A 12,482-nucleotide genomic window follows, 5' to 3' on the forward strand; every position below is an offset into this window, starting at 1 on the left:
CAGCTCCCACAAGGATCAAGGTGAGCCTGTGGGCGCTGGCTTGCCAGCGAAGGGGCCCGAGAGCCGGACTCAGGCGTCCTGGTAGCTCTCGATCGACGGGCAGGCGCAGATCAGGTTGCGATCGCCAAACACGTTGTCGACGCGCCCCACCGGTGGCCAGTACTTGGCCTCCACCAGCGATGCCAGCGGGTACACCGCTTGCTGGCGGCTGTAACCGTGTGGCCATTCCCCAGCCAGTTCGGCCGCAGTGTGCGGGGCGTTCTTCAGCGGGTTGTCGTCCTTGTCCAGGCTACCGTTCTCGACGGCGCGGATCTCTTCGCGAATGCAGATCATGGCGTTGCAGAAGCGGTCCAGTTCCTCCTTGGCCTCGCTCTCGGTCGGTTCGATCATCAGTGTGCCGGCCACCGGGAACGACATGGTCGGGGCATGGAAGCCGAAGTCGATCAGGCGCTTGGCCACGTCATCGACGCTGATGCCGCTGCTGTCCTTGATCGGGCGCAGGTCCAGGATGCATTCGTGCGCCACCAGGCAATTGCTGCCGGTGTACAACACAGGATAGTGCTCTTCCAGGCGACGGGCGATGTAGTTGGCGTTCAGGATCGCCATCTGCGAAGCACGCTTGAGGCCGGCGCCTCCCATCATGCGAATGTACATCCAGGTGATCGGCAGAATGCTGGCGCTGCCGAACGGCGCGGCACACACCGCCCCCTGTTTCTGTTCGAGCTGCGCATGGCCGGGCAGGAACGGTGCCAGGTGCGCCTTGACCCCGATCGGGCCGACACCCGGGCCGCCACCGCCATGCGGAATGCAGAAGGTCTTGTGCAGGTTCAGGTGCGAGACGTCGCCGCCGAACTTGCCCGGTGCACACAGGCCCACCATCGCGTTCATGTTGGCGCCGTCTATGTACACCTGGCCGCCGTTGTCGTGGATGATCGCGCAGATCTCGCCGATCGCCTCTTCGAACACGCCGTGGGTCGACGGGTACGTGATCATCAGCGCGGCGAGGTGCTCGCGGTGCTCGATGGCCTTGGCGCGCAGGTCTTCGATGTCGACGTTGCCACGCGCGTCGCAGGCGGTGACCACCACGCGCATGCCGGCCATGTGGGCGGTGGCCGGGTTGGTGCCGTGGGCCGACGAGGGGATCAGGCAGATGTCGCGGCGTGCGTCGCCGCGGCTCTGGTGGTAGGCACGAATGGCCAGCAGGCCGGCGTATTCGCCCTGGGAGCCGGCGTTCGGCTGCAACGACACGGCGTCATAGCCGGTGGCGGCGCACAGCATGGCCTCCAGTTCGTCGGTGAGTTGCTGATAGCCCTGGCTCTGCTCGGCGGGGGCGAACGGGTGCAGGTTGCCGAACTCGGCCCAGGTCACCGGGATCATCTCGCTGGCGGCGTTGAGCTTCATGGTGCACGAGCCCAGCGGGATCATGGTGCGGTCCAGCGCCAGGTCCTTGTCGGCCAGCTTGCGCAGGTAACGCATCAATTCGGTTTCGCTGTGGTAGCGGTTGAACACCGGGTGTTCGAGGATGGCCGACTGGCGCAGCAGGGCGGCCGGCAACTGCGCAGGTGTGCTGGCGGCCAGGGCGCTGAAGTCGGGTACGGCCTGGCCGTTGGCGAACAGCTGCCACAGGGCCTCGACATCGGCCGGGGTGCTGGTCTCGTCCAGCGACATGCCCAGGTGCGCGGTGTCGATATGGCGCAGGTTGAGCTGGCGCGCGCGGGCCTGCTCATGCAGGGCGGCGGTGGCGCTGCCGGTGGCCAGGGTCAGGGTGTCGAAGAAGGCTGCGGTCTGCACACTGACGCCCAGCGCCTTGAGGCCGCTGGCCAGGATCGCGGTCAGCTGGTGGGTGCGCTGGGCGATCTGCTTGAGGCCCTGTGGGCCGTGGTAGACGGCGTACATGCTGGCGATGTTGGCCAGCAGTACCTGCGCGGTGCAGATGTTGCTGGTGGCTTTCTCGCGGCGGATATGCTGCTCGCGGGTCTGCATGGCCAGGCGCAGGGCGGTCTTGCCGAAGCGGTCGATCGACACGCCCACCAGGCGCCCCGGCATGTCGCGCTTGAACGCGTCACGGGTGGCGAAGTAGGCCGCGTGGGGGCCACCGAAGCCCAACGGAACGCCGAAGCGCTGTGCGCTGCCGATCGCCACGTCGGCACCGAACTCGCCCGGCGGGGTCAGCAGAGTCAGTGCCAGCAGGTCGGCGGCCACGGCCACCAGGGCATTGGCGGCGTGCAGGCGCTCGACCAGCGCGCGGTAGTCGAATACCTCGCCATTGCTGGCCGGGTACTGCAGCAGCGCGCCGAAGAACGCGCTGACATCGCCCAGTTCGCGCTCGTCGCCCACCACCACCTCGATCCCCAGCGGCTCGGCACGCGTGCGCAGCACGTCGAGGGTCTGCGGGTGGCAATGCACCGAGGCGAAGAAGGCGTGGCTGCCCTTGTTCTTGCTCAGGCGCTTGCAGAAGGTCATGGCTTCGGCGGCGGCGGTGGCTTCGTCGAGCAGGGAGGCGTTGGCGATCGGCAGGCCGCTGAGGTCGCTGATCAGGGTCTGGAAGTTCAGCAGGGCTTCCAGGCGGCCCTGGGAGATTTCTGGCTGGTACGGCGTGTAGGCGGTGTACCACGCCGGGTTTTCCAGCAGGTTGCGCAGGATCGGCGCCGGGGTGTGGGTGTTGTAGTAACCCTGGCCGATGAAGCTCTTGAACAGCTGGTTGTGGCCGGCGATGGCCTTGAGCGAGGCCAGCGCATCGGCTTCGCTCTGCCCGTCGCCCAGGCCCAGCACACTGGTGCCCTTGATGCTGTCGGGGATCACGGCGGCGCTCATGGCCTCCAGCGAGTCGAAGCCGAGGCTGGCGAGCATCGCGTGCTCGTCCGCCTCGCGGGGGCCGATATGGCGGGCGATGAATTGGTTGGCAGTACCGAGGTTGATGGTCATGGCGTCTCCTCAGGCGTCGGCGTTGGCTTTGATCAGGCGGTCGTAGGCGTCCTGGTCGAGCAGTTGCGCGACGGCGCCGGCGTCGGCCGGGATAAAGCGGAAGAACCAGCCTTCGCCCAGCGGGTCTTGGTTGACCAGCTCGGGGTTGGCTTCGAGTTGCGCGTTGACCGCGACCACTTCGCCGGTCAGCGGCATGTACACGCCGCTGGCCGCTTTTACCGACTCGACGGTGGAGGCTTCGGCGCCGGCGTCGTAGGTTTGCAGTTCCGGCAGTTGCACATACACCACGTCACCCAGTGCATTCTGGGCGAAGGCGGTGATCCCGACGGTGACGCTGCCGTCGGCTTCGGCACGCAGCCATTCGTGATCTTCGGTAAAACGCAACTCGCTCATGGGAACTCCTCAGGGATGCGGGGCGGCTCGCCGCGTGCGGCACAGCCTGGATCTGCTATCTCCTTAGCAATTTCGTGGCCATGTAATAAAAACCCATATAAATCAGATAGTTAAAAAATACCCGGAGTGATCCTAAAATCTGGGTGTAGCGAAATCGCTACACCCCGGGTGCGCGGAAAAAGCCCACAGGGATCAAAACCTTGGGCCTACGCGCTGAATGTGGGCTGTATTGAAATCGCTACGCTGTAGCGTTTTCAGTACGATAGAGGTCGCTTTCAACCCTTGTCGGGGATGCCGTATTTGCGCAACCGATGGGCAATGGCGGTGTGCGAGGTCTGCAGCCGGCTGGCCAGTTGGCGCGTGGACGGGTAGCTGACATAGAGCTTTTCCAGCAGGCTGCGTTCGAACGCCTCTACCGCCTGCTCCAGGCTGGCCACTTCGCCATCGTGTTCACGCGCCACCGACGTGCCGGCGATGTCGAGGTCGCCGATGTCCACCAGGCTGCTCTCGCAGATGGCCGCAGCGCGAAAGATCACGTTCTGCAACTGTCGCACATTGCCGGGCCAGCGATTGCCCAGCAGCGCCGGGTAGGTGCCCGGCGCCAGCCGGCACAGCGGGCGCTGGATCTGCGTGCAGGCGTGCTGCATGAAGGCGCGGGCCAGCATCAGGATGTCCTGGCCACGCTCGCGCAGCGGCGGCACTTCCAGGTTGAGCACGTTGAGGCGGTAGAACAGGTCTTCGCGAAAGCTGCCTTCGGCGACCATCTTTTCCAGGTCGCGGTGGGTGGCGCTGAGAATGCGCACATTGACCTTGACCTCGCGGTCGCCGCCTACCCGGCGAAAACTGCCGTCATTGAGAAAACGCAGCAGCTTGGCCTGCAGGTACGGCGACATTTCGCCGATTTCATCGAGAAACACCGTGCCCTGGTTGGCCAGTTCCATCAGGCCCGGCTTGCCGCCGCGCTGCGCACCGGTAAAGGCGCCCGGGGCATAGCCGAACAGCTCGCTTTCGGCCAGGTTTTCCGGCAGCGCCGCGCAGTTCAACGCCAGGAAAGGCGCACTGTGGCGGCTGCTGATGGCGTGGCAGGCGCGGGCCACCAGCTCTTTGCCGGTACCGGTCTCGCCGTGGATCAGCAGCGGCGCATCCAGCGCTGCGACGCGCAAGGCACGCGCCTTGAGGGTGCGAATCGGTGGCGAGTCGCCAAGCAATGCGTCGAAGCCTTCGGCGTGGTCGTGGTGCAGGGCCGACAGGCGTTCGCCGATGCGGTTGGCCTGGTACAGGGTCAGCAGGGCGCCGGCGTTGGTGATCGGGGTGGCGTCCAGCAGCAGCGTCTGGCCGTTGAGGGTGACCTCGCGCAGCGGCAGGTGAAAGCCCTGCTCGATCAGCGCGTCGAGTAGTTGCGTGTCGCCGAACAGTTCGCCCACCGAGCGGCCTTCGGGGTCCTGGCCGCACAGCGCGATCAGCGCCGGGTTGGCCAGCAGCACGTGGCCGGCGCTGTCCAGAGCCAGCACCGGGTCGCTCATGGCGGCGAGCAGGGCGTCGAGCTGCAGGTGGCGGCGCTGGCCAGGCAGGATGTCGACGACTTTCACGCTTTGCACGCCGTTTACGTTGAACAGCGCGTCGTGCAGCTCTTCGAGTACACCGGGGCTCAGGGTCGGGGCGTCGATGTAGACGTTGGGCGGCACCATCTCCACGGCGTCCAGGTTGAGGTGGCGGGCGCCGAGCAGGGCCAGCACTTCCTGGGTGATGCCGACGCGGTCGATGAAGCTGACGTGAATACGCATGGAGGGAGGTTCTGGCTTGCCGGGGTGGCAAGTATGCCTTGGCGAGCGCTGCGCGGTCGAATCGCAGGTCTGCTGTCGACTGATCTGGCCCCTTCGCTGGGCAAGCCAGCTCCCACAGGGTTTTGCGGCGCACATGAAACCCCGTGGGAGCTGGCTTGCCAGCGAAGGGGCCAGACCTGCTAGCCCAGGTGTTCGGGCTTGATCGGGTCGCCCGATTTCACGTCGAGCTGCTTGCGCACATCTTCGAACATTTCATCGTAGTACTTGTGCATCGAACCGATGCTGGCGGTCTTGGGCATACCGTACTTGTGTGCAATGTTCGTAGCAGAGCGTGCGAAGTCGAAAGCCTGATCCTTGGCGAGGAAAAATGTCTCGTCTAGCGGCTTGTCCTCGATGGTGCCGTGCATCCGGAAACTCATACCTTTGCCTTCCTTGGGGTGCTGCACCACCTCGTAATCGATGCACAGGTTATAGCTGTGGTCGGCCTTGTTCAGCGCATGGCGCTCGATATGCAAGTGACCGGGTTCGAATATGGCCATGGCGGCTCCTCTGGCAGGTTGAAACGGGCGGACCTGCAGATCCGCCCAACTGCATCAACGGTAGTCGATTCCGGGCTTGGCCGTGCTCACGCGCGTGCCCGCAGTGCCTTTGACAATGTCTTCGATATCAGCCAGTGAGCCGATCACCGCGACCTTGCCGGTATGCCGGGCAAAATCGCAGGCCGCCTGCACTTTCGGGCCCATGGAACCCGCGGCAAAACCAAGACGTTCGAGTTCGTCCGGGTGCGCCTGGGCAATGGCTTTCTGGCTCGGCTGGTTGAAGTCGATGTAGGCCGCGTTCACGTCCGTGGCAATCACCAGCAGGTCGGCGTCCAGCTGTTCGGCCAGCAGCGCCGAGCACAGGTCCTTGTCGATTACCGCTTCGATGCCTTGTAGTTTGCGCTCGGCATCGTACATGGTCGGAATGCCGCCACCACCGGCACAGATCACGATACTGCTCTTTTCCAGCAGCCATTTGATCGGGCGGATTTCAAAGATGCGCTTGGGGTTTGGGGCTGGCCACCACGCGGCGGAACTTGTCGCCGTCGGCCTTGACCACCCAGCCCTTTTCCTTGGCCAGGCGCTCGGCTTCTTCTTTGCTGTACACCGGGCCGATGAACTTGCTCGGGTCTTTGAAGGCGGGGTCGTTGGCGTCCACCTCGACCTGGGTGAGCAGGGTGGCGAAGGGCACTTCGAAGTCCAGCAGGTTGCCCAGCTCCTGTTCGATGATGTAGCCGATCATGCCCTCGGTTTCGGCACCGAGCACGTCCAGCGGGTAGGCTTCTTCGGGCTTGTAGGACTGCGCCTGCAGCGACAGCAGACCGACTTGCGGGCCGTTGCCGTGGGCAATGACCAGCTCGTTGCCAGGGTGGATCTTGGCGATCTGCTCGGCCGCCACACGGATATTGGCGCGCTGATTGTCTGCCGTCAGGGGCTCGCCGCGGCGCAGCAGGGCGTTGCCGCCCAATGCAACAACGATACGCATGATGATGTCCTTTGTAGTGCGCAGGAGCCGGCAACGCCGGCTCTGCCGGGATTACAGGTCGGCCAGGGTCGACACCAGGATCGCCTTGATCGTGTGCATGCGGTTTTCCGCCTGCTCGAAGGCGATGCACGCGGGCGACTCGAACACGTCGTCGGTCACTTCGATACCGTTGGCCAGGTGCGGGTACTGTTCGGCGATCTGCTTGCCGACCTTGGTGTCGGAGTTGTGGAACGCCGGCAGGCAGTGCATGAACTTGGTACGCGGGTTGCCGGTGGCTTTCATCAGCTCGGCGTTGACCTGGTACGGCAGCAGTTGCTGGATGCGTTCGCCCCAGGCTTCGACCGGCTCACCCATCGATACCCACACGTCGGTGTGGATGAAGTCGACGCCCTTGACCGCGGCTTTCGGGTCTTCGGTGAGGGTGATGCGTGCGCCGCTTTCTTCTGCATATTGCTTGCAACGACCGACCAGGTCGTCGTGCGGCCACAGCGCCTTGGGTGCACAGATGCGCACGTCCATGCCCAGCTTGGCACCGACCAGCAGCAGCGAGTTGCCCATGTTGTTGCGCGCATCGCCCAGGTAGGCGTAGCTGATGTCGTGGATCGGCTTGTCGGCATGCTCGCGCATGGTCAGCACGTCGGCGATCATCTGGGTCGGGTGGTACTCGTCGGTCAATCCGTTGAACACCGGCACGCCGGCGAACTTGGCCAGTTCTTCGACGATCTCCTGCTTGAAGCCACGGTACTCGATGGCGTCGTACATGCGCCCGAGCACACGGGCGGTGTCCTTCATGCTCTCCTTGTGGCCGATCTGCGACGAGTTGGGGTCGATGTAGGTGACGTTGGCGCCCTGGTCATAGGCGGCCACTTCAAAGGCGCAACGGGTACGGGTCGAGGTTTTCTCGAAGATCAGCGCAATGTTGTTGCCTTTGAGGTGCTGCTGTTCGGTGCCGGTGTACTTGGCACGTTTCAGGTCGCGGGACAGGTCCAGCAGGTAGCGCAGCTCGCGCGGGGTGTGGTGTTCCAGGCTCAGCAGGCTGCGATTGTGGATGTTGAACGCCATGATGGTTCTCCAGTTCTTTTTGGAACGTAAAGGGCTGATCGGCCCGGCCGGCGCCTTGTGGGCGCGGCCGGGTTGCTGGTCGTCTAGTAGTCGATAGGGTCGCGCACGATCGGGCAGGTCATGCAGTGGCCGCCGCCACGTCCGCGGCCCAGTTCACCGGCACTGATGGTGATCACTTCGACACCGGCCTTGCGCAGCAAGGTGTTGGTGTAGGTGTTGCGGTCGTAGCCGATGACCACGCCCGGCTCCAGGGCCACCACGTTGTTGCCGTCATCCCACTGCTCGCGCTCGGCAGCGAAGCTGTTGCCGCCGGTCTCGACCACACGCAGTTGCTTGAGGTTGAGCGATTCGGCAACCACCTCCAGGAACGATTTGTTCTCGCGGCGCACATCCAGGCCGTATGGCTTGCTGCTGTCGGCGCGAATCACGAACGGGATGATTTCCTTGACCACTTCCGGGAAGACCGTGACCAGGTCGCGGTCGCAGAAGCTGAACACGGTGTCCAGGTGCATGGCCGCACGGGATTTGGGCAGGCCCGCCACCACGACTTTTTCGACCGCGCCTTTGGCAAACAGGGACTGCGCCAGTTGACCGATGGCCTGGCGCGAGGTGCGCTCGCCCATGCCGATCAATACCACGCCATTGCCGATCGGCATGACGTCACCGCCTTCGAGGGTGGCCTTGCCATGGTCCTGGTCGGGGTCGCCGTACCAGATCTCGAAGTCGGCCTTGGCGAACTCGGGGTGGAACTTGTAGATGGCGGTGGTCAGCAGGGTTCCTGACGTCGTGCCGGCCAGTACATCGGGTTCAGCGTCACGCCGCCATAGATCCAGCAGGTGGTGTCGCGGGTGAACTGGGTGTTGGGCAGCGGGTCGAGCAGGAAGCTGGAGTGGCCGAGGTAATCGCGGTACATCTTGATCACGCTGGCGCCTTCGCTTTCGGGCAGGTCTTCACCGGCCACGCCGCCGATCAGGAACTCGGCCAGCTTGCGTGGCTCCAGGCCTTCGAGCCAGCTGCGCACTTCGTTGGTCAGGCCCACGCCGACGGTGTCGGGGGTGATCTTGCGGTCCAGGATCCACTTCAAGGCTTCGGGGTTCTGGATGGTCTCGGTCAGCAGGTTGTGCATTTCCAGCACTTCGACGCCGCGCTCACGCATCTTGGTGACGAAGTCGAAGTGGTCGCGCTTGGCCTGGTTGACCCAGATGACGTCATCGAACAGCAGCTCGTCGCAGTTGCTCGGGGTCAGGCGCTGGTGCGCCAGGCCAGGGGAGCAGACCATCACTTTGCGCAGTTTGCCGGCTTCGGAATGTACGCCGTACTTAACGTTGTCCGTGGACATGGTTCATTTCCTCCAAGTTGCGAATACGGGGGTTACAGAGTCAGGAAACCGTCGTACAGGCCATAGGCAGCCACCAGGGCGCCAAGGACCACGGCGGCGAAGATCAGCTTCTCCACGTGGGTAAAAATCGGTTGGCCCACTTCACGCTTGGCCTTGGCGAACAGGATCACGCCAGGCGCATACAGCAGGGCCGAGAGCAGCAGGTACTTGACGCCGCCGGCATACAGCAGCCAGACCGCATAGATCAGTGCGATGCCGCCGATGATCAGGTCTTTCTTGCGTTCGGCCAGGGCCTGCTCATAGGTTTCGCTACGCAGTGCCAGCAGGAACGCGTAAGCCGCCGACCACAGGTAGGGCACCAGGATCATCGAGGTGGCGAGGTAGATCAGCGACAGGTAGGTACTGGCCGAGAACAGCGTGATCACCAGGAAGATCTGCACCATGGCGTTGGTCAGCCACAGCGCGTTGGCCGGTACGTGGTTGGCGTTCTCGCGGCGCAGGAACTCGGGCATGGTGTGGTCCTTGGCCGCGGCGAACATGATCTCCGCGCACAGCAGCACCCACGACAGCAATGCCCCCAGCAACGAGATGATCAGGCCGACGCTGATCAGCACCGCGCCCCAGTGGCCCACCACATGCTCCAGCACCGCGGCCATCGACGGGTTCTGCAGCTTGGCCAGCTCCGGCTGGGTCATGATGCCCAGCGACAGCACGTTCACCAGCACCAGGAACAGCAGCACGGTGATGAAGCCGATCACCGTGGCCTTGCCCACGTCGGAGCGTTTTTCTGCGCGTGCCGAGAAGATGCTTGCGCCTTCGATGCCGATGAACACCCACACGGTGACCAGCATCATGTTGCGCACCTGGTTCATCACGCTGCCCAGGTCCGGGTTCATGCTGCCCCAGATGTCGGCGGTGAAGATGTCCAGCTTGAAGGCGAACAGCGCGATCAGGATGAACAGCGCCAGCGGTACGACTTTGGCCACGGTGGTGACCAGGTTGATGAAGGCGGCTTCCTTGATGCCGCGCAGCACCAGGAAATGCACGGCCCACAGCAGCACCGAGGCGCCGATGATCGCCGCCGGGGTGTTGCCCTCGCCAAAGATCGGGAAGAAGTAGCCCAGGGTGCTGAACAGCAGCACGAAGTAGCCGACGTTGCCCAGCCAGGCACTGATCCAATAGCCCCACGCCGAGGAAAAGCCCATGTAGTCACCGAAGCCGGCCTTGGCGTAGGCATACACCCCGCCGTCCAGGTCCGGTTTGCGGTTGGCCAGGGTCTGGAACACGAACGCCAGGGTCAGCATGCCGATGGCGGTGATACCCCAGCCGATCAGTACCGCACCGACATCGCGCTGGCGGCCATGTTTTGCGGCAGGGAAAAGATCCCGCCGCCAATCATGGAACCCACTACAAGTGCGACTAACGCACCCAGTCGTAGTTTTCCGGGAGAATCTGACATTGGATAACTCCATTCCAGGAGAAGAGAGACGCCAGAATAAATCCAGCAGACAGGACAAGAGCTGATTCAGATCAGTTCATGGCACATTCCATTGTCGCGTGAATGACTCAAAGCGCTGCCTTGCGATAACTTGATGCTATCGAAGGGGCCTTGTGTACTGGTGCCTCCAGCCCTTTCTAGAGCTTATGCTCTGCAAGGTTGCGAGAATTCAAGCTAGCTGCTTTTACGGGTTTGGCAAATTTTTCAAGCGAAAAATTCTTATTTACTTGATGAAGTAGAAGTGCTGCGCAAAACTCACTGTTTAGTTCGTCGCGGATAGACGTGCTTGTTATGAAATTCGGTCGCTTGAAAGCAATTAACTATAAACGTCGAGCGCGAGCTTATATTTAACCTACTGTGTAACGGTGAGGTTACAAGTGTGCGCTGAAAAGGGGATTTAGATGGCCGAATCAGGACATAAACTGCGCCTGGGTGCACTGATCGCGCTGGTGGTGGGTTCCATGATTGGCGGCGGGATCTTTTCCCTGCCACAGAACATGGCCGCGCGTGCCGATGCGGGGGCGGTGCTGATCGGCTGGGGCATCACCGCGATCGGCATGCTCGCCCTTGCGTTCGTGTTCCAGACCCTGGCCAACCGCAAGCCGGAACTGGATTCGGGGGTGTATGCGTATGCCAAGGCCGGGTTCGGCGAGTACATGGGTTTTTCCTCGGCGTGGGGCTACTGGATCAGCGCGTGGCTGGGCAACGTCGGCTACTTCGTGCTGTTGTTCAGTACCCTGGGTTTCTACTTTCCGGTGTTTGGCGAAGGCAACACGCCGATCGCCATCGCCTGTGCGTCGCTGCTGCTGTGGGCGGTGCATTTTCTGGTGCTGCGCGGCATCCGGGAGGCGGCCTTCATCAACCTGGTCACCACGGTGGCCAAGATCGTGCCGCTGGTGATGTTCATCGTGGTGGCGGCGGTGGCGTTTCGTGCCGATATCTTCACGCGTGACATCTGGGGCGTGAGCAACCCCACGTTTGGCGGGGTGCTCGACCAGGTGCGCAACATGATGCTGGTGACGGTGTTCGTGTTCATCGGTATCGAGGGTGCCAGCGTGTATTCGGGGCGCGCCGAAAAACGCTCGGACGTGGGCAAGGCCACCCTCATCGGGTTTCTTGGGGTGCTGGCGCTGCTGGTGCTGGTCAACGTGCTGTCGCTGGGGGTGATGACCCAGCCGCAACTGGCCGGGTTGCAGAACCCGTCGCTGGCGTCGGTGATGGAGCATATCGTCGGGCCGTGGGGGGCGTTGCTGATCAGCCTCGGGCTGGCGGTTTCATTGCTGGGGGCGCTGCTGTCGTGGGCGCTGCTGTGTGCCGAGATTCTGTTTGCCACGGCGCGGGACAAGACCATGCCGCGCTTTCTGACCCGTGAGAACGCCAACCATGTGCCGGCCAACGCGCTGTGGATGACCAACTGCATGATCCAGCTGTTCTTGCTGATCACGCTGTTTTCGGCGGGCACCTACACCAGCCTGATCTACCTGGCCTCGTCGATGATCCTGGTGCCGTACCTGTGGTCGGCGGCGTATGCGGTGTTGCTGGCGCTGCGCGGCGAGACCTATGCCGGGCACCCGGGGGGCGCGGCGCAAGGACCTGGTGGTGGCGGGGGTGGCCCTGGTGTACGCGGTGTGGCTGCTGTATGCCGGGGGGCTGAAGTACCTGCTGCTGTCGGCCTTGCTGTATGCCCCCGGGGTGATCCTGTTCTACCGCGCCAAGCGCGAGCAGGGGCTACCGCTGTTCACCGGCTGGGAAAAGCTGATCTTCGCGGCGGTGCTGGCGGGGGCGGGGTTGGCGGCGTATGGGCTGTACAGCGGGGTGCTGAGCCTTTAGATGAGGGGGCTGTACCGGCCTCTTCGCTGGCAAGCCAGCTCCCACAGGGTCTGCACTGTTCTTGAAAACAGTGATGTACCTCCAGAGGGTCTGCACTGCTCTTGAAAACAGTGATGTACCTGTGGGA

Annotated in this window: 5 protein-coding genes and 4 pseudogenes; 1 reads left to right on the plus strand and 8 read right to left on the minus strand. The window is 63.2% G+C overall.

Annotation, left to right across the window (positions count from 1 at the left end; genetic code table 11):
* Positions 1–69 precede the first annotated feature (69 nt).
* The 8 genes and pseudogenes from gcvP to arcD (G3436_RS16145) form a co-directional block, all read right to left on the minus strand.
* The gene (gene gcvP, locus G3436_RS16110; RefSeq protein ID WP_163946756.1) at positions 70–2,925 is read right to left on the minus strand and encodes an aminomethyl-transferring glycine dehydrogenase; all 2,856 of its coding nucleotides are present in this window, start codon (positions 2,923–2,925) and stop codon (positions 70–72) included.
* A gap of 9 nt (positions 2,926–2,934) precedes the next feature.
* The gene (gene gcvH / locus G3436_RS16115) at positions 2,935–3,318 is read right to left on the minus strand and encodes a glycine cleavage system protein GcvH (RefSeq protein ID WP_163946760.1); all 384 of its coding nucleotides are present in this window, start codon (positions 3,316–3,318) and stop codon (positions 2,935–2,937) included.
* Positions 3,319–3,593: 275 nt separating this feature from the next.
* Positions 3,594–5,102: a sigma-54-dependent transcriptional regulator gene (locus tag G3436_RS16120; protein WP_163946763.1), complete on the minus strand. Its 1,509-nt coding sequence runs from the start codon at positions 5,100–5,102 to the stop codon at positions 3,594–3,596.
* Between the two features lie 179 nt (positions 5,103–5,281).
* Entirely contained in the window at positions 5,282–5,641 is a 360-nt protein-coding gene (locus G3436_RS16125; protein WP_163946766.1) for a DUF5064 family protein, read from the minus strand.
* A 54-nt stretch (positions 5,642–5,695) separates the two neighbouring features.
* Positions 5,696–6,626, minus strand: a pseudogene (gene arcC, locus G3436_RS16130) (carbamate kinase).
* 51 nt (positions 6,627–6,677) lie between these two features.
* A complete protein-coding gene (locus G3436_RS16135) occupies positions 6,678–7,688 on the minus strand; it encodes an ornithine carbamoyltransferase (RefSeq protein WP_163946769.1) in 1,011 nt (336 codons plus the stop codon).
* An 83-nt stretch (positions 7,689–7,771) separates the two neighbouring features.
* Positions 7,772–9,027 (minus strand): annotated as a pseudogene (gene arcA, locus G3436_RS16140) (arginine deiminase).
* 32 nt (positions 9,028–9,059) lie between these two features.
* A pseudogene (gene arcD / locus G3436_RS16145) lies at positions 9,060–10,486 on the minus strand (arginine-ornithine antiporter).
* A gap of 440 nt (positions 10,487–10,926) precedes the next feature.
* Between arcD (G3436_RS16145) and arcD (G3436_RS16150) the strand changes: the two are divergent.
* Positions 10,927–12,355: pseudogene (gene arcD / locus G3436_RS16150) on the plus strand (arginine-ornithine antiporter).
* The last annotated feature ends 127 nt before the right edge of the window (positions 12,356–12,482 follow it).

It is taken from the genome of Pseudomonas brassicae, from assembly GCF_010671725.1.
Lineage (GTDB): Bacteria > Pseudomonadota > Gammaproteobacteria > Pseudomonadales > Pseudomonadaceae > Aquipseudomonas > Aquipseudomonas brassicae.